The following is a 23,404-nucleotide window of genomic DNA, read 5'->3' on the forward strand; positions in this document are numbered from 1 at the left end:
AAGTTTGAAGACGAACAAAAAGGCGGGCACATTTTGCGCCCGCCATCCGACATGAAGACGAACAGGCAACTCTGCCTGCACATCTCTTCTGCACTAACCCGTTCGCTGCATTGGTGCGCTTGCGGGTGAGAAGCGGGTCGCTTCTTCTTGTCCGTTCTTATCAACTCTTAATATATTACACTAACTTCAGAAATCTGTCAACGCTATTTTTTCAATCGAATTTCATCAACCAGTTTCCAGACGAAATCCTCCCTGTCATAGGTGTTCTGATCCTGTTCGCCGTACTTTCTCACGTTGACCTGTCCCTCCTCTATCTCCTTATCACCGATGACCACCTGATACGGGACTTTCCGCATCTGTGCTTCGCGTATCTTGTAGCCGAGCTTTTCATTCCGTTCGTCAATATTGACCCGTATTCCCTGGCTTTTCAGTTCATCCTGGATACTCCTCGCATAATCATAGTGGAGGTCAAGGTTGACAGGGATGATTTCCACCTGCTGAGGTGCCAGCCACAATGGGAATGCCCCCTTATATTCTTCAGTGAGGAAAGCGACAAAACGTTCCATGGTAGAGACGACACCCCTGTGGATAACCACCGGACGGTGCAGTTCACCATCACTGCCGACATAAGTCAGATCAAAGCGTTCAGGCAGCAGGAAGTCGAGCTGCACAGTCGAGAGTGTCTCTTCTTTGCCGAGAGCGGTCTGAACCTGAACATCCAGTTTTGGACCGTAGAAGGCGGCTTCTCCTTCTGCTTCAGTGTACTTGATGTCCATTTCGTCAACCGCTTCTTTGAGCATGGATTCCGCTTTCTCCCACATCAGGTCATCATCAAAGTATTTTTCAGTATCCCCCGGATCACGGTAGCTCAGACGGAATGAATAATTTTCGAATCCGAAGTCCTCATATACATCTATGATCAGCTGGACGACTCGTTTGAATTCCTCCTTGATCTGATCCGGACGTACGAAGACATGGGCATCATTCAGCGTCATTCCACGTACACGCTGCAGACCGCTCACTGCCCCGCTCGCTTCATAGCGGTGCATCATGCCGAGTTCAGCAATGCGGATTGGCAGTTCACGGTACGAGTGTTTGGCGGATTTGTAGATCATCATGTGATGCGGACAGTTCATCGGACGGAGAACCAGCTCCTCGCCGTCCATGTCCATCGTCGGAAACATGTCTTCCTGATAATGTTCCCAGTGTCCGCTCGTCTTATACAGATCGACATTGGCCATGATCGGTGTATACACATGGTCATAACCCATCGAAACCTCTTTATCAACGATGTAGCGTTCTATCTCCCTTCTTATTGTGGCGCCGTTCGGCAGCCACAGCGGCAGGCCGGCACCTACAAGCTGGTTGTTCTGGAACAGTTGCATATCCTTTCCGATGCGGCGGTGATCACGCTCTTTGCGTTCTTCAAGGATATTCATATACGCCTTCAGAGCCTTCTTGTCGAAGAAAGCTGTGCCGTAGATACGCTGCAGCATCTTGTTGTCACTGTCCCCGCGCCAGTACGCACCTGCTGTACTGAGGAGTTTGAATGTTTTGATCTTGGAAGTTGACGGTACGTGGACGCCGCGGCAGAGGTCGGTGAATTCACCCTGGGAGTAGACGGTGACCATTTCACCTTCCGGAATCGCATCGATCAGTTCGAGTTTATACTCATCATCCTTGAAAAATTCCTTCGCTTCTTCCCTGGAAATTTCATGACGTGTAACTTCCACATTTTCATCAACGATCTTCTGCATCTCTTTTTCAATTTTCGGGAAATCGTCAGATGAGATTTTTTCATCCATATCAAAATCATAGTAGAAACCTTCCTCTATGACCGGCCCGACACCAAATTTGACGTCACCGTAGAGGCGTTTCAGCGCCTGCGCCATCAGGTGGGCAGTCGAATGCCTCAGGACTTCAAGCCCCTCTTCGCTCTTGTTGGTCAGAAGCTCGAGTTCGCTGTCTGTTTCAATTGGCCTTCTGAGATCGTACATCTGTCCATCGACCTTGGCAGCCACAGCCGCTTTGCGGAGCCCCGGACTTATTGACTGCGCAATCTCTTCGGCAGTGACGCGGCGGTCGAATTCTTTTACATTCCCGTCAGGGAAACTGATTTTAATTTCGCTCATTCCACTCTTCCTCTCTTTTATTGAATCCTGAAAATGAAAAAGCCGCCCCTCTGTATATAGAGGGGCGGCTTTCACCGCGGTACCACCCTGATTCACGGGGTTGCCCCCCGCCTTCAGCCGGATATAACGGTCCGGTTCCGGCCGGGTATTAACCGGCATGCAGCAAGGTAGTAACCATAACGGCCTTATATGCATGTCTCAGCAAATCATGCATTCTCTTAAATGAGACTTGGATACGGTGTTGTCCTTGGATTTAACTAATGAAATTATAATTTTATTATACTCGATTCATTTTCCGTTTTCAAGTGCCAGCTAATCCCTGTAGTTTTTGCCATGGAGCTGTATTTCCTCGCACAGCGATCTGATGCGCTCAAGCATCCGCATCGCCTTCGTCTCCTCCACTCCGTTCTCTTTCGTACGGCTGTACCTGTACTCGAGGTCGTTCATTGAATAGTTGGAGCTGATAAAAGTCGGCAGCCCCTCGACCATCCTGTAATGCAGTATGCCTGTCATCACTTCATCCCTCACCCATGGTGTGACGTCCTCCGCGCCGAGGTCATCAAGCATCAGCACCTGTGCATTTTTGATGGTATTGAACTTTTCGTCTGTCGTTCCGTCCCTGAAGCCGGCTTTCAGGTCACGGATGATTTCCGGCACATAGACGATCATGGATGAGATGGATTTCTCCTTCAGCTCATTGGCGATGCACCCGAGCAGGTAGGATTTCCCAATGCCGAAACTTCCATGTATATAGAGCCCTTTGGCATCCGTTCCTGCGCTGATCACCTGGCTTGAAGATATCGCTTTCCGGATGACCTCCTGCCGGTTGGAGTCGGGGTCCAGAAAAATCGTGTCAAAGGTGGCATCCTTCACATCTTTCGGCACGTGATAGGATTCTATCATCCGTTCACGCTCCCGGAAAGCATCCTCTTTCTTTTTATTCGGGCATACAGAATAAATGATGTGGATCCGCCCGCCCCTCACATCTATAGACGGCACATAACCTTCCGGATGGTTGATGCAGGTTGCGAGGGAACCGCATTTTTCACATGCCAGCGACTGCTCGGTATAGCGCTTCAACTGAAGCATGTCATTGCGGATCATTGTGCGGGTAATTTCGACATCGCTGTTTTCGATGAGCTCGATGATTCTCGGGTGGCGGATAAGCTCTTCATACAGTTTGTCATTATTCTCTTTTATCTTTTTTGAGTTTTTTAAAAACTGGTTAATGGGTTCCATTTGAATCACCTGGATTTTCTGAATTCCTCTATCATTTTTTGAAGCTCCGGATCATCTTTTGCCGTTTTCTGAGGCGTCTGATCCTTTGTTTTCTCTGTGCTGTCAGGCTTGTGTTTACGGGTTTTTGTCTGTTGTCCGCCATTCATCCAGGACGGACGGCGTTCACCCTGCCTTTCCCTGTAATTGTACTTCTGCGCCGCCCGCTGGGAAGCATTTTTCTGTTGCTGCCTGAAGTCCATGATGGACTGGTAGGCATCTTTTGCCGACATGATGCCCTTTTGTTCCCAGTCCTTGGCAATCTTCATGGTATACGGATAATTCAAATCCCCCTGCTTCTGCTGGTAGACATATTCGAGCAGCAGGTTGATTACGCCATTCGGCAGTGCGGTTTTTGCGATGATATCCGTAACCAGTTTGAGATCCTGCTCACTCGGGCTGAAGCTCCTGATGTCATTCAGCCGGTCGAGCGGATTGATGTTTTCCAGGCTGTCAATGTAGGAGGAGCCGCCCTCATTCTCCGGAGGTTCATCTTCATTACGGAGTTTCGGCAGCCGGTTGCCGTTTTCTTTCTGATAATACCTTCTCGCTTCATATTTCAGCTGCTCTTTGTCAATACCTGCATACTGTGTCGTTGACGACAGCAGTATCTGCTTCATATCATAGGCGTTCAGACCGAAGAGTGCACTCAATTTGACAATCAGCATGCGCACTTCTTTGGTGAAGAATGCCCTGTCGATTTTCGTTCCCTTGAGATGTGTGAAGAGGACATCAAAATCAAAATCGTCAAGATCCAAATTCGGCCCGGAGGAATGATTTTCTTTCCCGAAGCTTTCCTGCGGTACACTGAAGCCTTCCGCACCGCCGGAAGTGAACACCTCTGTGAATTTTCGCGTCACTTCGGAAATATTTTCCGGCTTGCCGGGATAAATGAGCCTCTCTTTTTTCTTCCTGTAGGCATCCGTGCCGACCGTATTGTATAAATACAGGCTCAGCATGGGATCTTTGAAAAATGCATCGGGGGAAAGCGGCAGAAGCACTTCGTAGATGAACAGGTCATCATGGTCTTCATTGGATACAAAAGTCCTGATGAGGCCGATTGCTTCGAGTTTTTCCAGCTCACCTGAAAATTTTGACAGTGCCATGCCGAACTCGTCCATGATTTCCCTGTGGAAGCGTACAGCAAGCGGTTCATAATGGGATGCCGATTCATTCATATATATATAGATCATCGAGGCTTCCGCATTGATCAGGGGCAGATAAAGTTCGTTGATGACATCCAGATGGTGTGTACCGAGCCTCGCCGGCCTGTATATTATAAATTCGGTGTTCGGTTTCAACCGGTCATTGAAGTTCATCATCATCACTGCCTTTGGCAAGGTGTTTCAGCGTATCCATCAGCTGATCAATATCTTTGAATTCTTTATACACAGAGGCAAAACGCACATAGGCAACCTGGTCAAGTGTAATCAGCTCATTCATGACAGATTCGCCGATTTCATTGGAGGTGATTTCAGGCTTGTTCAGGTTCCTGAGGGCAGCTTCTATATTTCCTGTTCTCTTCTCCAGTTCCTCGTATGGGATCGGACGTTTCTCACATGCTCTGAGCAGACCGTCCATAACTTTTTCACGGCTGAAAACTTCTCTTGTGCCATCTTTCTTTACAACTACGAGCGGGGAGAGCTCCATCCGTTCAAAAGTTGTGAAGCGGAATCCGCAGTTTTCACATTCCCTCCGTCTTCTGATCGCAGAGTATTCATCGGTATGCCGCGAATCGATCACTTTGGAACTGGGATGTCTGCATGTTGGACATTTCATATAATCACCTCATGATTCGGGGTTCGATACTTCATTATAATATAACATAAGAAAAAAAAGAAGAAACCGAAGTTCCTTCTTAAAAATTACAATATGATCAGGCATTGCTGACAAGGGATTTTGACAGAATCTCTTTTGCAAGATCGACAACGCGTGTGGAGTAGCCCCACTCATTATCATACCAGGCAAGCACTTTGACTTTGTTATCATCCATTACCATTGTAAGCGAACTGTCGATGATGGAGCTCCTGCTGTCGGTATTGAAGTCACTGGAGACGAGCGGGTCCCCGGAGACGCCCAGTATGCCGTTCATTTCTCCTTCTGCATATCTTTCGAAAGTCGCATTGACGTCCTCTTTTGTCACATCCTTATCCAGGTCGACAACGAGGTCTACAAGTGAAACGTTGGAAACCGGCACACGGAGTGCGAGTCCATGAAGTTTGCCTTTCAGTTCCGGCATCACTTCACCCAGGGCTTTGGCTGCACCTGTGGACGTAGGGATGATATTATCACCGCAAGAACGTGCTCTCCTCAAGTCCTTATGCGGGTTGTCAATGTTCTTCTGGTCATTAGTATACGCATGGACGGTTGTCATCAAACCATTTGTAATCCCGTATTCATCGTTAAGAATCTTTGCCACCGGAGCAAGACAGTTTGTTGTGCATGAAGCATTGGAGAAAACATCATACTTCGCGGTATCAAGTTCCTGGTCATTCACCCCAAGGACAATCGTCTGGACATCTCCGCCTTTGGAAGGCCCCGTAAGCAGAACCTTCTTTGCGCCCGCCCTGACATGGGCGTCCGCTTTGTCACCATGATTGAAAACGCCTGTCGCTTCGATTACAAGGTCTATGCCGAGGTCTCCCCACGGGAGCTTTTCCGGATTCCTTTCGCGGGTGATCAGGATTTCCTTACCATCGACAATCAGTTTGTCATCCGCCGGCTCAACGCGCTTGGACCATCTGCCGTGTGTAGTATCATAATTGATGATGTGCGCAAGCGTCTCAGCAGGATAGCTCGCATTCACAGCAACGAGATCAAGCTCTTCAGATTCTGCAGCAATGCGGAAAACCATTCTTCCAATTCTACCTAAACCATTAATCGCAATTTTTTTCATGACAATCGCCCCTTAATGCTATACTTATTTTTATTTAGTATAACACATTAGAAGATAGTTTAAAGCAGAAATTGTGAAATTATAGTCACTTTTCAATTTCAGCCAGGAATTGTTCTATCTGTTCATAGAGATCTTCCCGTGAACCGCTGTTGTCAAGGACACAGTCACTGCGATCCCTTTTCTCGGATAATGGCATCTGGCTGCTGATCCTGCTCTCCGCTTCCGTCCCGCTCAGACCGTTCCGCTCCATCAATCTCGACTTCTGGGTCAATTCGTCGACATATACTGTCAATGTTATGTCACATTGATCGTCCAGTCCATTTTCAAAAAGGAGAGGGATATCGAGGAACACATGATTTTCTTTTAGAAGCCTGTCCCTTTCCTCATTCATCATCCTGCGTATTTCCGGATGTACGAGTCCGTTCAGCACTTTGCGTCTGTGCGGGTCACTGAAGATGATCGAGCCGAGCTTCTGCCGGTCTATTTCACCGTCCGGGGCCAGAATCCCCTCTCCAAAAGTTTCAATTATCCCCGGGTATGACGGGCCGCCCTTGGCGGTCGCCTTCCTCGAGAATTTATCTGCGTCAAGCACAGGATATCCCCTGCCTTCTATATAGGCCGATGCCGTCGATTTTCCGCTGGCGATTCCGCCGGTAAGTCCAATGATGCTGTTCATAGTATCACCTCTGGCATTTTGTGCAGTAGAACGTATTCCGTGTTGCGATCATTTTTGTCTTAACATCGCTGCCGCAGTGTGCACATTTTTTCTTCTGATATATTTTGAAACGGTCCTGCATGCTTCCACTCTGCCCCGAGACACCTCTGTAATCTGAAATGGTCGACCCTCCACTCCGGAGGGAGACTTCAAATACACGGACGATTTCTTCATGCAGTTCAGAAAGGCGTTTTACAGACAGGTTGCCCGCCTTTTTCGTCGGCAGTATTCCTGAGGAGAATAAAGCCTCCGAAGCATAGATATTGCCAACACCGGGAATGACAGCACTGTCCATGATCACCGCTTTTATAGTTTTTTTTGCATTTGCCCCCTCTCTTGCCTTTTCAAGAAAAAAGGGCAGGCTTTCCGGCTCGGTATATTCAGGGGCCATGCGGCTGAAAGGGGCAAAGTCAGCGAGTCTGTCTACAGTACTCATCTCTCCGAATCTCCTGATATCACAATATGAGAGGAGATGCCCGTCATCCAGCGCGAACAGCACATGCCAGTGCTTTCTGTAACTTGCATCCCCTATGTCTTCCAGCGACTCTGTTATGAAAAATGCACCGGACATCCCAAGATGACCGATCATATGAAATATTTCCCCGGATTTTTCCAAAACGAAGAAGAGGTATTTCCCCCTTCTTCCCACTTTGAGTATGGAAGCGCCCGCCAGAGACTCGCTGAACACCCGAAGCTCCTGCTTGATGATTGTCCGGCGCCCTGATCCATGCCCTTTATAGACATAGTCCGATAATTCGATATTCTCTATTGTCCTGCCCTCCACATTTCGTGAAAGCTCCCTTTTAACCAATTCAACTTCCGGCAGTTCCGGCATATTTTCACCTACTTCACTTCATACCAATCTGTACCGTATCCATATTCCACGTCAAGTGGCACGCTCATCTCAACCGCCTGCTCCATGATCTTTCGGATGACAGGGATAAATTCTTCCACCTGATCTTCTGGTACGTCGAAAATCAGTTCATCGTGGATCTGCAGAAGCAGTTCAGCATCGAATTTCTGAGCCTTTTCCGAATTTGCGTATTCCACCATTGCAAGCTTGATGATGTCGGCAGCACTCCCCTGTATCGGAGAGTTCATTGCTGTGCGCTCTGCAAAGCTCCTGGCATTGAAGTTACGGCTGTGGATATCCGGTATATATCTTCTTCTGTTCATCATCGTTTTGACATAGCCGTCCCTTTTGGCATCCTGCACAATCGAATGCATGAATGCCTTGACCTCAGGGAATGAATCGAGATAATTATCTATAAATTTCTTGGCTTCTTTTCTTGTTATCCCGAGGTTCTGGCTCAGTCCATAGTCACTGATGCCGTATACGATTCCGAAGTTGACCGCCTTGGCATTCCGCCTCATAAGAGAGGTCACATCCTCTTTTTCAACCCCGAACACCTCCATTGCCGTCTTCGTATGGATGTCGGTATTTGAAGTGAAGGCATTGATCATTGTTTCATCCTGCGTAATGTGTGAAAGCACCCTGAGTTCAATCTGCGAATAATCAAGCCCGAGAAGCACATGTTTGCTGTCCTTCGGTACAAATGCTTTCCGGATCCGCCGCCCCTCTTCGATGCGGATCGGGATATTCTGCAGATTCGGTTCAACCGAAGACAGACGTCCCGTCTGGGCAAGTGTCTGGTTGAAACGCGTATGAATCCTGCCGTCATCCTTCACTTCCTCCTGCAGTCCGATGACATAGGTCGACTGGAGCTTGGAGAGCGTACGGTAATCCAGCAGATACCGGATGATTTCATGTTTGTCCTGAAGCTGCTCCAGCACATCCACCGCCGTGGAATAGCCCGTCTTCGTCTTTTTGATGACAGGAAGTTCCAATTTTTCAAATAGTACAACTCCGAGCTGCTTCGGCGAATTTATATTGAACTCCCCACCGGCGAACTCGTGAATTTTTGCCTCTATTTCATCCAGCCGTCCCTGTATTTCTTTTTCCATCTCAACAAGTCTTGAGGCATCGACGGTGATTCCTCTTATTTCCATCTCTGCAAGCACTTTTGAGAGTGGAATTTCGAGATCCTTCCATAAATCATACATTTCGTCGTCACCCAGTGCCTGAATCACTTTATCCTTCAGCATATGGACTGCCATCACTTTGGAGTTTAGGAACTCCACCCGTTCTTCATGCGCCGGATTTTTGGCTTTTTTCCCTTTGCCGTAATGGAAGTCATCACTGTCCACCGAGATATCAAACTGTCCGGCGGTTTCTGCAACATCCAGAATTTTCCGTGATGGGTCCAGCAGAAAGCTCGCAAGCATGACGTCCGTGGTGAAGTCATTGAAGGTGACACCAAGCTGTCTTAACAGGCCTGTCTGACGTTTCAGATCGTATACGTTAATGTTTTTCCTTGTAGCAAGGAAAGCTTCCAGCTGGCCAGTTCCAATATCTTCCGTGCGGGTAATGAAAGTCCGTTCTCCGTCAGTGACTGCAAGGTATTCAGGGGGGGTGAACAGATAATTGACCGCATTCACTTCCAGGTGCAGGGATACCTCCTCGCCCAGTTCATCGATTGTTTCCACAAGCACATCATCAAATGCAATCTTATCCTCGGCTTCATTCGCCTCCATGTCACCAAGCAGCGATTCAAACTCCAGCTCTTTGAACAGCTCATACTTCTCTTCTTCGTTATGATCCGAAAACGTCAGATCTTCCAGAGTGAAATCAAAAGGAACTTCCCGGTGTATAGTGGCGAGCTCCTTGCTCATAAGGGCTTCATCCCTGTGATCTGTCAAGTTCGCCTTCAGCTTCTTTCCTCCGACTTCTTCAACATTTTCAAGCACATTTTCAACCGTCCCGTACTCTGCAAGCAGTTTCAGGGCGGTCTTTTCCCCTACTCCGGGAACACCTGGAATATTGTCAGACTTGTCCCCCATCAAACCTTTCAGATCAATGATCTGAAGCGGCTTGAGCCCGTACTTCTCTTCGATGAAGTCCGGATTATATAAATCGATGTCCGAAATTCCTTTTTTAGTATAATAAATGACCGTGCTATCGCTCGCGAGCTGCGTAAGATCCCTATCACCTGTGATGATGATCGTTTTGAAACCTTTATCGGCATCTGCCTGACGGCTCAGCGTGCCGATGATATCATCCGCTTCAAACTCTTCGATTTCATATCTTTTGATACCGTATGCATCAATAAGGCGGCGGATGGGAGCAAGCTGCTCCCCGAGTTCCGGCGGCATCTTCTGGCGTCCGCCCTTATACTCTTCATATTGCCTATGTCTGAATGTGGATTTGCCTGCATCGAAGGCCACGAGAAAATGAGTGGGTTTCTCATCTTTGATGATTTTTTCAAGGAGGCGCGCGTAGCCGAAGATCGCATTCGTGTGCAGGCCGCTCTGATTGCTGAGCAGCGGCAATCCGTAAAATGCCCTGAAAGCTACGCTGTTGCCGTCTATCAGAATTAGTTTCTTCATGGAAAATGCCTACTTTCTTTTAGATTCCGTTCAAAATTTCATTGCTCCCTCATATATGGATTATACAGTTGACCCTTGTATTAATCCATTGAAAAAGACACAGCCAAAGCTGTGTCTTTTCGTTATCCCGGATAATGTATTGGTGAATCCGGACCAAGCGGGATTCCAAGCAGCGTCCAAATGACGAGCATGATGATCCAGAATATGAAGAAGCATATCGAGTACGGAAGCATTACTGATATCAGTGTCCCGATGCCAATGTTCTTGTCGTATTTTTGCGCGAACGCAATGATGATTGCAAAATACGTCATGAGTGGTGTGATGATGTTTGTACTCGAATCTGCTACACGATAGGCCATTGTCGTCAGTTCCGGTGAATAGCCGAGCTGCATCAGTATCGGCACAAAAATCGGGGCCATCAGTGCCCATTTGGCACTGGCACTTCCGATGAACAGGTTGATGAATGCTGTCACCAGCATGAAACCAATGAGGAGCGGTATACCTGTCAACTGAAGGTTATCAAGTATCTCTGCCCCATATACACCGATGACGATACCAAGGTTCGACTCTGTGAAGTATGCCACGAACTGCCCTGCTGCAAATGCGAGAACGATGAACATTCCCATGGATGCCATAGTATCTGACATCTGGTTTGCCACGTCCTTGTCATTTTTGATACTTTTCGTAACTACACCGTATACTATTCCCGGTATAAGGAATAGGATTGCAATGATGGGCACCAGTGAACTCATGAACGGCGACTGGATGATTGTATCCATATAATTGCCTGCGTCATCCGGACCGCGCATCGGTGAATTTGGAAGCACTACAAGCAGCAGCGCGAGTGCAAAGCCCACAATAACCGATACCCCCGCCCAGATCATACCTTTCTTTTCAATCGGACGGAGTGTCTGGATGTCCTCTGCATCAGCAAGAGTATTGTTTTCGTCGTTCTCGTCCATCTTGAATGCACCGAGACGCGGCTCGACAATCTTATCTGACACAAACCACCCAACCAGTGTCAGCATGAATACACTTGTTGCGATGAAGTACCAGTTGAATGCGACATTCATTGAGTCTGCATATGCTGGATCGATTACGGATGCCCCTGCAGCCGACAGTTCCATCAGCATTACATCCGTACCGCTGAGCAGAAGATTCGCCGAGAAGCCGCCTGACACCCCTGCAAATGCAGCGGCAAGGCCGGCAAGCGGATGTCTGCCGAGTGCGAGGTACAGCAATGCACCAAGAGGCGGCAGGACGACATAGCCTGCATCTGAGGCAACAGATGACATGATACCGGCGAAAACGAGTCCCCCGGTAATCAGGCTTTTCGGTATTGACAGGACAAAACCTTTCAGCACTGCGCCAATCAGTCCCGAGCGTTCTGCAACGCCAATACCGAGCATCGTGACGAGCACCACACCGAGCGGGGCAAAGTTGATGAAGTTATCCGTCATGCTTTCGAATATGTAGCTTATTCCTTCTGCATTCAGAAGATTCGTTACTGTGACCGTCTCATTATCCTCCCCAGGATGTTCGACAGTTACTCCACTCATTGAGAAAACTGCTGATGCAACGAGCGTCAATGCTGCGAGTATTGCGAATAATGTTACTGGGTGCGGGAGCTTGTTACCAATCCACTCCACGAAGTCCAGAAACTTCTGAAACAACCCATGATTCTTTTTCCCTTTTCCCATTTTCAAAATATTCCTCCCATTTAAGCAAATGAAAAAGTCATCATCACGATGACTTTTTCAGTATAATATTCCAACCCACTTTTTTCAAAGATTATTTTAGAACATTCATTACATTAATTACTGAATCCCTCGATCTATCAAGTTGTTTTCTTTCATCATCCGTCAGTTCCAGTTCGACGATCTTTTCTATGCCGCCTTCACCGAGCACTGTCGGCACTCCGAGGTAGAGTCCGTCATATCCGTATTCACCTTCAAGATAGGCGATGGAAGGCAGGATGCGTTTCTGATCTTTCAAAATGGCTTCCGCCATCTGTACGAGGGCTGCCGCAGGCGCATAGTAGGCCGATCCACTGCCGAGAAGATTCACTATTTCAGCGCCGCCTTTGCGCGTGCGTTCAATGATGCTGTCTATCTTCTCCTGATCCAGCAGTTCTGTAAGAGGCACGCCCCCAACGCTCGAATAACGGATCAGCGGCACCATGTCATCCCCATGTCCGCCCAGGACGAAGCCCTGCACATCCTTGACCGAAAGATTCAATTCCTCGGCCACGAATGTTCTGAAACGCGCTGTATCCAACACCCCGGATTGACCGATGACCCTGTGTTTCGGCAGGCCGGATTCTTTATACACTGTATAAGTCATCGCGTCGACCGGATTTGTCAGGACGATGATGGTACAGTCCGGGGAATGTTTAACAATATCACGTGTCACAGCAGCCATGACTTTCTGATTCGTTTTGACGAGGTCATCCCGGCTCATACCGGGCTTGCGTGCGATTCCGGCTGTGATTATGACAATATCGGAACCACTGGTGTCCTCGTAGTTGCTCGTACCGGTGATTCCTGCATCCACCCCCAGCACAGGCGTCGCTTCCATCATATCCAGAGCCTTCCCTTTCGTCGGGCTTTCAGATTGTGGAATGTCTACAAGAACAATATCACCGAGCTCCTTTGCCGCAGCGATAAAAGCTGTAGTGGCACCGGTGAAACCGGCGCCGATTACAGATATTTTCCTTCTTTCCATCTGTACACTTCCTTTGTAAACAAAGTGAATTACATATTTTTGATGAGCTCATCTCCGAATTCTGAGCATTTCACTTCTTTGGAATTGTCCATGAGCCTTGCAAAGTCATATGTGACGACCTGGGAAGCAATCGTCTTCTCCATCGCTTTTGTAACGAGGTCAGCCGCTTCCTGCCAGCCGATGTGCTCAAGCATCAGTACACCTGAAAGAACGACAGATGAAGGGTTCACTTTATCCAGACCGGCGTATTTCGGTGCAGTTCCGTGTGTCGCCTCGAAAATCGCATGGCCTGTCTCATAGTTGATGTTCGCCCCCGGTGCAATGCCGATTCCACCGACTTGCGCAGCAAGTGCATCGGAGATGTAGTCTCCGTTCAGGTTCATGGTAGCGACGACGCCGAAGTCTTTCGGACGTGTCAGAATCTGCTGGAGGAAGATGTCGGCAATTGCATCCTTGATGATGATCTTGCCTGCGGCTTCAGCCTCTGACTGGACTTTATCGGCTTCTTCCCTGCCTTTTTCCTCCACGATCTTGTCGTATTCCTTCCAAGTGAAGACTTTATCTCCGAATTCACGTTCAGCAAGGTCGTAACCCCATGCTTTGAATGCACCTTCTGTAAATTTCATGATGTTGCCCTTGTGGACAAGTGTTACTGAAGGACGGTTGTTGTCGATGGCATAGTTGATTGCAGAACGCACAAGACGTTCAGTCCCCTCTTTTGAAACTGGTTTGATCCCGATCCCGGAAGTCTCAGGGAAACGGATATTTTTAGCGCCCATTTCATTCTGAAGGAAATCAATCACTTTCCTGACCTCGTCCGTACCTTCCTGGAACTCGATGCCCGCGTAGATATCTTCTGTATTTTCACGGAAGATTACCATGTCAGTATCTTCAGGACGTTTAATCGGTGAAGGTACACCTTCAAAGTATCTTACCGGACGCAGGCACGTGAACAGGTCAAGCTCCTGTCTGAGTGCCACATTCAGCGAACGGATTCCGCCGCCGATAGGTGTAGTCAGAGGACCTTTGATTGCGAGCAGGTACTCATCGATTGTTTCCAGTGTTTCCTTAGGGAGCCATTCGCCGGTTTTGTCGAATGCCTTCTGTCCCGCAAGCACTTCTTTCCATTCGATTTTCTTTTCACCGTTATATGCTTTTTCCACAGCTGCATCGAGCACTTTGCTTGCAGCACTCCAGATGTCAGGTCCGATTCCATCCCCTTCTATGAATGGAATGACAGGATTATCAGGTACATTCAGTACACCGTTATCAGTAGTGATTTTTGAGCTTGCCATAATTCAAATACCTCCATGTTTTTGTATATTGTTTATCTGTTCTCAATCTGTTCATACTTCTTGCCGGTCTGACCGACATATTCCGCTCTCGGACGGATCAGCCTGTTATCTGCATACTGCTCAAGAATATGAGCGAGCCATCCGGACATGCGGCTCATTGTGAATATCGGCGTAAAGAGATCGTGGTCGATGCCAAGTGAATGGTACACGGATGCACTGAAGAAGTCCACGTTCGGCAGGAGTCCTTTTTCCCTCTCCACAATATCAGCAATTTTAGCTGATTTTTCATACAGTTCAGGTTCTCCGCGTTGTTCAGTCAGTTTCTCGGACATGTCCCTCAGATATTTCGCACGCGGGTCACCTTCCTTGTAGACACGATGGCCCATGCCCATGATTTTCTCTTTGTTGTCGAATTTCTCCTGAAGGTATCCTTCAACTGCATCGACAGAGTCGATTTCAGACAGCATTGCCATTACACGTTCATTGGCTCCGCCGTGCAGAGGTCCCTTAAGGGCTCCGATTGCTGCTGTAACCCCGGAGTAGACATCGGACAGTGTCGCAACACAGACCCGTGCTGTGAATGTGGAAGCGTTGAGCTCATGGTCTGCATGAAGTACAAGCGCCTTGTTCATCGCTTCAACTTCAATCTCATTGGGCTCTTCTCCGTTCAGCATATACAGGAAGTTGGCAGCATAGCTGTATTCTTTTTTTGGATTCAGAATTTCTTTTCCGTTCCTTGTCCTGGCAAAAGCGGCAACTAAAGAAGCAATTTGCGCCTGGATCTTAATCGCTTTTTCATGATTTGCCTCTTCATTCATCTCCTCGGTCAGCTCATCGAAGTGAGCCAGATAGGATACAGCAGTCCTGATTGCAGTCATCGGATGAACAGCATCAGTGCTGTACGCTTCGAAATGACTGTGGATTTTAGGATCAAGCGTCATATATCCGAAGAGCTTGTCACGGAAATCATCCAATTCAGATTGATTTGGAAGCCTGTCATTCCAGAGCAGGAAGACCACTTCCTCGAACATTGCATTCTCTGCAAGATCGTCTATCTCGTATCCGCAGTATGTCAACTGTGAACCGATGATGGAACTGATGCGTGATTCAAGCGCCACGACACCTTCTAATCCTTTTTTCTCAGACATATAGATTCTCCTTTAATCAATTAAAGATACAGCCTGTTGGCCTCTATACCATTATAGCAAATTCAAGAACTTTGTGAACAAATCAAATTTTTGCAGAGATTGTGAAAAAGTAAGCGTTAAAAGCTCTGAAACCGCTTCAACAAAGGGAAAAGCACAAACCTTTAAAGATTTGCGCTTAGTATAAGTACGCGTTAATTAACTTATTGATGGTCATAAGTTTCCCTTATATCAATGCGAGATATCCGACGTGGAGATACCGGTGGCGGCTTTGACCTGCACTTCCCTGTATTTCTCCACAGATTCCTGCTTTCCAAGGAATGTTCCCAGGAACGCCCCGAGGAAACCGGCGGGCACAGAAATGATGGCAGGATTATCAAGCGGGAACACCGGCGACATCTCTATAAATGCCCCACCTGCAGGATCCATGACGTTCGGCCCCAGTATCACAAGGATCAATGCGGCAAACAGGCCGGTCAATATACCGGTAATCGCCCCCGCAGTATTGAACCGCTTCCAGAAAATCGTGAATACTATCACCGGAAGGTTTGCACTTGCCGCCACACAAAAAGCCAGCGAGACCAGGAATGCGACGTTCTGATTCTGTGCAAAGATGGCCAGTATGATGGCAAACACACTGACACTGAACGCCGCAATTTTGGCGGCAAGCATCTGTTGCTGCTCCGAAATTTTCCCTTTTTTGATGACCTGACCGTAAATATCATGTGCAAATGCACTTGCTCCGGACAGAACAAGGCCCGCCACGACAGCAAGGATTGTCGCAAATGCCACAGCAGCTACGAATGACATCAGGAGGTCCCCCCCGAGCCGCTCAGCCAGCAGAGGTGCTGCCATATTACCTGCCGGATTGGCCGCGATGATTTCCTCCCTTGAAAGGAGGGCCGCCGCCCCAAAACCGAGGAAGATCGTCAGTATATAGAATATGCCGATAATCCATGTCGCCCACATGACTGAACTTCTGGCTGTTTTGGCATCTTTTACAGTGAAGAACCTCATAAGGATGTGCGGCAGTCCCGCCGTTCCGAACAAGAGCGCGATCATGAGGGATATGTTATTGAGGGGGGAGGCCCCCTGCGAACCGGGGTTCAAAAATTCCCCTTTGAACTCCGGTGCAGTAATACTTTTCATCTCACCAAACATGCTGAAGATGTTAAAGTTGAAATGGAGCAGTACTAGAAACGAAATGATTACCGTCCCGATCATCAACAGCACGGCCTTCACCATCTGAACCCAGCTTGTTGCCGTCATTCCGCCAAAAAGTACATAGATTGTCATCATGATACCGACAATGATTACAGACAGAGTATACGGTATTCCGAAAAGCAGCTGGATAAGCGCCCCTGCCCCGACGAGCTGGGCAAGCATATAAAATATTACAATGGTGATGGATGACAGTGCTGCAAATGCACGCACCTTCTTTAGTTCAAAACGTGCGGCAATCATATCAGCCACTGTATATTTACCCAGGTTACGCAGTGGTTCTGCAACAATATACAATACGACCAGATAGGCCGTTAAGTATCCGACACTGTAGAAAAAGCCGTCAAACCCCCATAGAGCAATCGCTCCCGCGATGCCGAGAAACGAAGCTGCGGAAAGATAATCCCCTGAAATGGCCAGTCCGTTCTGCCAGCCTGTCAGCCCTCCGCCTGCTGTATAGAAATCCTTCGCTGAATTCGTCCTTTTGGAAGCAAAATATGTGATGACAAGAGTCGCTCCGACAAATACTAAAAACATGATGATCACAGTTGCACTCATTACAGTTCCCCTTCCTGGTACTTCCTGATGATTTTGTCCGCTTCCCTGTCAAAAGCCTTCGCCCGCCTCATATAGATTGTGACAAGCGTCCAGACCATGATGAAAAGCAGCAACGCATAGATCCATGCCCATGAAATATTGCCGAATGCTTCATTATTGAGAATGGTCGTATAGCCGGTAAGTACAGGAAAAAGCAGTGTTGCGATAATGAAGAAAACGCTGATCGGCAAGATGAATTTGTTCCGCTTACTGAGCAGTTCCCTGAATTCCTGCTGATGGGCAATCTTCTCATAGTCAATTTCTTTCATTGTATAACCCCCTTTATAATTTCATTTTATTTCTTCAGATAAATTATGTCAATTTTATGAATAATTAAAATGAAGTTTTTCATAAAATAAAAAGCATTCCATAATTGAATATGGAATGCTTATAATCTACATATCTTTCGGTTTTTCAAGGACGTCAATTTCACCGATCCTCATGTATTCCAGGTTGGATATCATATTGATTTCACTGCCCTCATCTTCTAGCGTCAGTGTCATTTTAGCGCCGGTATACTGATATTCGTCATTCAGCATCACTGTAACCTGGCCGTTCATGCTTTCGGCACCATCCAATGAATCCAGCACTTCCTGGTCGACAAAACCGGCAACGTCTTCAGATGAGCCGACAGGGAAAAGTATTTCATATCCCCCTTCCGTCTTTGTTGCCTCGCCTCCTTTGAAAGCCTCCAGGTTCTGGATGATTTCACCATAGGTGCTGCCGTTCATATCCACGTCGGCATCCTCTTCATTGATGCTGCCGTCTTCATATGTGAAATGATCCCCGTCTATGACGTAGTGGACGTCCACTGCACTCCCGTTGTCGACTTCGACTTTCACTTCGTCCTGCTCACTCTGTGTTGTTATTGTACGGACGACATTCTGCGCATCCCCGGAGGAAATGGTGAAAGTCTGTCTCGCTTCGTAACTGGAGGCTTCGCCCCATTCAGCAACCGCCCGATCTATGATTTCAGATGCGTCAGCTTCAGACTGCTGACCTTCTCCAGACTCTTCTGTCTGCCCCTGCTCTTCGGTTTCTTCGGATGTATTTTGGGATTCATCTCCGGCGCTTTCTTCCTGGCCGGATCCGTCCCCGCTGCCGCAGGCAGTAAGAGCCGCCGACAGTAGTGCAAATAATAATATCCTTTTCATTTAAGCCACCTCAACATCATTATACCGGCACCCTGCAATCTCCACAACAATAAAAAATGCATATGAAAGCCCCGGAAACCAGACTGTAGCACAGTTTCCGGGGCCTGTGTCACTATGTGACTGTGTTTATACTACAATACATTTGCGTGGCCGCTGAATATGCAGTTCTGTTCCGAATCCAACGTAATGACCATACCGTCCTCCAATACTTCGAAGGCGTCGGATGCTCCGACAATTGTCGGCAGATCCAGGTTCAATCCGACGATTGCGCCATGTGAAGTCAGTCCGCCCTCAACCGTTACGATGCCTGCGGCTTTCTCAAGAAGCTCAGTCATTTCCGGTTCAACAGACTGCGTGACAACAATCTTGTCTTCTATATCCTTTTCCTTTATCTCGGAAGCGGAACCAAGGACCACTGCTTCCGCCACAGTACTTTTGCGCCCGATACCCTGAGCACGAATGAGCACATCACCCACAATATGGAGCTTCATTAAATTCGTTGTGCCTGCTTCGCCTGCAGGGACACCGGCCGTAATGATCAGCAGATCACCGTATGTTGCAAAACCTTCTTCGAGGGCAGCTGACACTGAAGTGTTCAGGAGCGCATCCGTATCCCTTCTGCCTTCCTTCAGCACAGGATGGACACCCCAGACGAGCTGAAGCTGACGGGCAACCTGATCGTGCGGTGTGACGGCAACGATCTCTGCATGCGGACGGTATTTGGAAATCATTCTTGCAGTATGGCCGGATTCTGTCGCTGCGACAATCGCCTTACACTTAAGGTTCAATGCCGTATGGGCAACCGAAACGCCGATTGCTGTAACCATGTTAGTCTGCAGTGATTTCGTCCGCTCGGACAACAGCTTCTTATAATCCTGTGCATCTTCCGCTGATAAAGCGATGCTTGCCATCGTCTGTACAGATTCAAGCGGATAATCACCCGCTGCTGTTTCACCACTGAGCATGACTGCATCCGTGCCGTCATATATCGCGTTGGCCACGTCACTGGCTTCAGCACGTGTACACCTCGGATTATTCTGCATGGAGTCCAGCATCTGTGTGGCAGTAATTACCGGCTTCCCTATCAGATTACACTTTTTGATGAGTGCCTTCTGAACCATCGGCACAGATTCAGGTGGAATCTCGACACCCATATCTCCGCGTGCAACCATGAGACCGTCGGAGATCTCAAGTATGCTGTCGATATTGTCGATCCCTTCCTGATTCTCTATTTTCGGAATGATTTTGATGGATTCTGCTGATTTTTCCTCTAGCAGCTCACGGATTTCAAGTACGTCACTGTTTGTACGGATGAAACTCGCCGCTATGAAGTCAATATTCTCATCTATGCCGAAAATAATATCCTCACGGTCTTTGTCGGTGATGCCCGGAAGCTTCACGGATACACCGGGAACATTGACGCCTTTTTTATTTTTAAGGATACCGTCATTCAATACACGGCAGTGGATTTCTCCTTTGTCATGCTGGATATCCTCTACTTTGAGTTCCACAAGACCGTCATCCAGAAGGATGCGGTTTTCAGTATCCACATCGTCAATAAGTCCCGGATATGTGATGGAGAACTTTTCGCTGTCGCCTGTGACCTCCTCCATCATGACGATGATTTCCTGGCCTTTTTCAAGTTCCACCGCTCCGCCTTCCATACTGTGTGTGCGTATTTCAGGCCCTTTTGTATCAAGCAGTATTGCCACTGTCTTACCGAGTTTATCTGCAGTTTCCCTGATATTTTTGATGCGCGAACGGTGTTCCTCATGATCCCCGTGGGAGAAATTGAGACGCGCCACATTCATGCCTGCTTCTATCAGTTTTTCAAGCGTTTCCGGGTGTTCGGAAGCCGGGCCGATGGTACATACGATCTTTGTATTGCGCATTTATGATTTCCTCCTAAATAGATAGCTCCTGAGAGAGTCTGTATAATCTTTCATCAATCTTATGATGTTCTTCGAATACCTGGTCGAAGCTGGTTTTTGACAGGCTGTTGTTTTCGATGCCCACAGCATGACCGCTTACACCTTCGAGCAGCAGCTCAACGGCAAAAGCACCCAGCCTTGAAGCGAGCACCCTGTCGGTGCCGGTCGGCTTTCCGCCCCGCTGCATATGCCCGAGCACACTTTCGCGCGTATCAACATTGATATACTTACGGAGCTCTTCACCGCATTCAGAAGCGCTCATTACACCTTCCGCCACAATGATGATGGAATGTTTCTTCCCCCGTTCCATACCGGTTTCAATACGCTCTGCCACCACTTTTATATCTGACGGTGCCTCAGGAATGAGAATCGTCTCAGCACCGCCGGCAACCCCTGCCCAAAGGGCGAGATCGCCTGCATCGCGCCCCATCACCTCTATGATGAAGGTGCGTTCATGACTGGTTGCAGTGTCCCTTATCCTGTCCACCGCATCAACGATTGTGTTGAGTGCAGTGTCAAAGCCGATTGTATAATCAGTGCCGTTGATATCATTATCAATCGTGCCCGGCACACCGATTGTCCTGATGCCCTCCTCATCCAGTCTCTGGGCCCCTCTGTATGAGCCGTCGCCGCCGATGACGATGAGGGAATCTATACCTCGCTTTTTCAGATTATCGATGCCTTTTTGCCGTACATGAGGCTCGATGAATTCGGGACATCTCGCAGAATAGAGCTTTGTGCCGCCCCTTTGGATGATGTCACCGACATCTCCAAGTTCAAGCTTTTTGATATTATCATTTACAAGGCCCTGATAGCCCTGGTAAACACCATATACTTCTATACCCTCATAGATGCTTTTACGTACTACAGCCCGAAAGGCTGCATTCATACCCGGTGCATCTCCACCGCTGGTCAATACTGCAATTTTTTTCATGGGGTGACCTCCGTTGAATGATTGTCTTAAACTAAAAATAGCATATCAGTATACCTTAGCCAAGTATTGCCGCTTTGAAACCGTTTTACACATAAAAAAGAACAGCCGCCGTCAAGACTGTTCTTCGTAAACGCCAATATCCATATATTTCTGATAACGGTCTTCCATGAGGGCATCCCGGTCTAACTGTGACAGTTCTTCCAAATGCTTTCCGAGAACCCCGTCGAGCGTTCCGTATACGGTATCCTTGTCATTGTGTGCCCCGCCCTGGGGTTCTGCAATCACTTCATCTGCAATGCCCAGTTCCTTCAGGTCATCTGCAGTGATTTTGAGTGATTCTGCCGCTATCTCCTTCAAAGAAGAATCTTTGAAAAGGATGCTTGCCGCCCCTTCAGGGGAAATCACTGAATATGTGGCATTTTCAAGCATAAGGAGCCGGTTGCAGACACCGAGCGCCAAAGCACCGCCCGAGCCGCCTTCACCTATCACCACGCTGATGACGGGTACTTTAAGCCCGGCCATTTCAACAAGGTTGCGTGCAATGGATTCACTCTGGCCGCGTTCTTCGGCCGCTCTGCCTGGATAAGCGCCTTTCGTATCGATGAAACAGATGACCGGACGGTTGAATTTATCCGCCTGTTTCATGAGTCTCAGGGCTTTTCTGTAGCCGTCCGGATGCGCCATGCCGAAATTACGCTTGATGTTATCTTTCGTATCACGTCCGCGCTGATGACCGATGATTGTGACAGGCGTGCCTTTATAGGTGGCGATGCCACCGACAATCGCCGCGTCATCACTGTACACCCGGTCTCCAAAGAATTCGATGAAGTCATCGAACATTGCATCAATGTATTCAAGCGTCGTCGGACGGTTTATATATCTCGCAATCTCCACGCGCTGCCATGGTGTCAGGTTGTTGTATATTTCGTTCTTCTTGTCTGTTACTTTCTTTTCAAGAAAACTGATTTCCTTGGTCAGATCCAGCTTGTTTTTCGCCGCATACTTTTCCAGTTCCCCAATTTTCTCTTCAAGTTCCTGTATGGGTTTCTCAAATTCGAACGCCATGACTACACCCCGCTATGCATTCTGAGTATTTTTCCGAGATAGTCTTTCATATCATTACGGTCTACGACCCTGTCAAGCTGTCCATGTTTAAGCAGGAATTCCGCCGTCTGGAAATCATCGGGCAGTTTCTCCTTGATGGTCTCTTCGATGACGCGTCTACCCGCAAAACCGATGAGGGCACCTGTTTCAGCCAGATTGATATCCCCGACTGAAGCAAAGCTGGCCGACACACCGCCTGTTGTGGGGTTCGTCATATAGGCAATGTATAAAAGTCCCGCCTGACTGTGTTTTTCCACCGCCACACTCACTTTGGCCATCTGCATCAGGGAGATGATGCCCTCCTGCATGCGGGCACCGCCGCTCGCTGTGAAAACGATGACCGGCAGCCCTCTTTCAGTGGCGTAGTTAAATGATCTGGCGAGCTTTTCACCGACAGCAGACCCCATGCTTCCCATTCTGAACCGTGAATCCATGATGGCCACAACCGTCCGTGTACCATCTATTTCACCTTCCGCACAGACCACCGCTTCATTCAGCCCTGTCTTCTGCTGGTCCTTTTCAAGTTTAGATCCATAATTCGGGAATTCAAGAGGATTGGCGGATGCTACTTCTTCAAAAAGTACTGTAGCCGTGTCCTCATCCATCAGTGCCTCCATGCGTTCAACGCTTGTTATAGGCAGGTGATGATTGCAGTTTGTACAGACATTGAGTCTTTTATAAAGTTCTTTCGAATAAAGGATCTTTTTACAGTTCGGGCATTTGGTCATGATTGAAGCGCTGTTTTCGAATGTACCGTCATTCGAGTTGGTTTCATTTACTTTTTTATTCAGCTTGGAAAACAAGTCTTTTAGCATACTTAACCCCTTGTTTCTA

At 48.0% G+C, this 23,404-nt stretch carries 19 protein-coding genes; all 19 read right to left on the minus strand.

Annotated features, from left to right (window positions below; genetic code table 11):
* Nucleotides 1-203: 203 nt before the first annotated feature.
* Complete coding sequence (gene thrS / locus C792_RS0108645) at nt 204-2,132, minus strand: threonine--tRNA ligase (protein WP_017549073.1); 1,929 nt, start codon at nt 2,130-2,132, stop codon at nt 204-206.
* 312 nt (nt 2,133-2,444) lie between these two features.
* Complete coding sequence (dnaI, locus tag C792_RS0108650; protein ID WP_017549074.1) at nt 2,445-3,371, minus strand: primosomal protein DnaI; 927 nt, start codon at nt 3,369-3,371, stop codon at nt 2,445-2,447.
* Nucleotides 3,372-3,376: 5 nt separating this feature from the next.
* The gene (locus tag C792_RS0108655; protein ID WP_245537532.1) at nt 3,377-4,729 is read right to left on the minus strand and encodes a replication initiation and membrane attachment family protein; all 1,353 of its coding nucleotides are present in this window, start codon (nt 4,727-4,729) and stop codon (nt 3,377-3,379) included.
* A complete protein-coding gene (nrdR, locus tag C792_RS0108660; RefSeq protein WP_017549076.1) occupies nt 4,713-5,186 on the minus strand; it encodes a transcriptional regulator NrdR in 474 nt (157 codons plus the stop codon). Before nrdR ends, C792_RS0108655 begins: the two co-directional genes overlap by 17 nt.
* A 97-nt stretch (nt 5,187-5,283) precedes the next feature.
* Nucleotides 5,284-6,303, minus strand: a complete 1,020-nt coding sequence (locus C792_RS0108665; RefSeq protein ID WP_040608790.1) for a glyceraldehyde-3-phosphate dehydrogenase — start codon at nt 6,301-6,303, stop codon at nt 5,284-5,286.
* Between the two features lie 85 nt (nt 6,304-6,388).
* Nucleotides 6,389-6,979, minus strand: coding sequence for a dephospho-CoA kinase (coaE, locus tag C792_RS0108670; protein WP_017549078.1), 591 nt, complete (start codon nt 6,977-6,979; stop codon nt 6,389-6,391).
* A 4-nt stretch (nt 6,980-6,983) separates the two neighbouring features.
* Nucleotides 6,984-7,853, minus strand: coding sequence for a bifunctional DNA-formamidopyrimidine glycosylase/DNA-(apurinic or apyrimidinic site) lyase (gene mutM / locus C792_RS0108675; RefSeq protein WP_017549079.1), 870 nt, complete (start codon nt 7,851-7,853; stop codon nt 6,984-6,986).
* 8 nt (nt 7,854-7,861) lie between these two features.
* Nucleotides 7,862-10,465: a DNA polymerase I gene (gene polA / locus C792_RS0108680; protein ID WP_017549080.1), complete on the minus strand. Its 2,604-nt coding sequence runs from the start codon at nt 10,463-10,465 to the stop codon at nt 7,862-7,864.
* 122 nt (nt 10,466-10,587) lie between these two features.
* A complete protein-coding gene (locus C792_RS0108685; RefSeq protein ID WP_026090300.1) occupies nt 10,588-12,165 on the minus strand; it encodes an AbgT family transporter in 1,578 nt (525 codons plus the stop codon).
* Nucleotides 12,166-12,256: 91 nt separating this feature from the next.
* Nucleotides 12,257-13,189, minus strand: coding sequence for a malate dehydrogenase (mdh, locus tag C792_RS0108690; RefSeq protein ID WP_017549082.1), 933 nt, complete (start codon nt 13,187-13,189; stop codon nt 12,257-12,259).
* Between the two features lie 29 nt (nt 13,190-13,218).
* On the minus strand, nt 13,219-14,484 hold the full coding sequence (gene icd, locus C792_RS0108695) for an NADP-dependent isocitrate dehydrogenase (RefSeq protein WP_017549083.1): 1,266 nt from the start codon (nt 14,482-14,484) through the stop codon (nt 13,219-13,221).
* A gap of 32 nt (nt 14,485-14,516) precedes the next feature.
* The gene (locus C792_RS0108700) at nt 14,517-15,632 is read right to left on the minus strand and encodes a citrate synthase (RefSeq protein WP_017549084.1); all 1,116 of its coding nucleotides are present in this window, start codon (nt 15,630-15,632) and stop codon (nt 14,517-14,519) included.
* A gap of 228 nt (nt 15,633-15,860) precedes the next feature.
* On the minus strand, nt 15,861-17,408 hold the full coding sequence (locus C792_RS0108705; RefSeq protein WP_017549085.1) for a solute symporter family protein: 1,548 nt from the start codon (nt 17,406-17,408) through the stop codon (nt 15,861-15,863).
* Nucleotides 17,408-17,716, minus strand: a complete 309-nt coding sequence (locus tag C792_RS0108710; RefSeq protein WP_017549086.1) for a DUF485 domain-containing protein — start codon at nt 17,714-17,716, stop codon at nt 17,408-17,410. The genes C792_RS0108705 and C792_RS0108710 overlap by 1 nt, the downstream gene beginning before the upstream one ends.
* 126 nt (nt 17,717-17,842) lie before the next feature.
* Complete coding sequence (locus C792_RS0108715) at nt 17,843-18,601, minus strand: hypothetical protein (RefSeq protein ID WP_017549087.1); 759 nt, start codon at nt 18,599-18,601, stop codon at nt 17,843-17,845.
* A gap of 131 nt (nt 18,602-18,732) precedes the next feature.
* Entirely contained in the window at nt 18,733-20,493 is a 1,761-nt protein-coding gene (gene pyk / locus C792_RS0108720; protein WP_017549088.1) for a pyruvate kinase, read from the minus strand.
* A 13-nt stretch (nt 20,494-20,506) separates the two neighbouring features.
* Nucleotides 20,507-21,466 carry a 6-phosphofructokinase gene (gene pfkA, locus C792_RS0108725; protein WP_017549089.1) on the minus strand — a complete coding sequence of 320 codons (960 nt, stop codon included), beginning with the start codon at nt 21,464-21,466 and terminating at the stop codon, nt 20,507-20,509.
* A gap of 111 nt (nt 21,467-21,577) precedes the next feature.
* Nucleotides 21,578-22,531, minus strand: a complete 954-nt coding sequence (locus C792_RS0108730; protein ID WP_017549090.1) for an acetyl-CoA carboxylase carboxyltransferase subunit alpha — start codon at nt 22,529-22,531, stop codon at nt 21,578-21,580.
* 2 nt (nt 22,532-22,533) lie between these two features.
* A complete protein-coding gene (gene accD, locus C792_RS0108735; RefSeq protein WP_017549091.1) occupies nt 22,534-23,385 on the minus strand; it encodes an acetyl-CoA carboxylase, carboxyltransferase subunit beta in 852 nt (283 codons plus the stop codon).
* Nucleotides 23,386-23,404: the final 19 nt, after the last annotated feature.

Origin of the sequence: Salinicoccus carnicancri Crm, from assembly GCF_000330705.1 — a bacterium.
Lineage (GTDB): Bacteria > Bacillota > Bacilli > Staphylococcales > Salinicoccaceae > Salinicoccus > Salinicoccus carnicancri.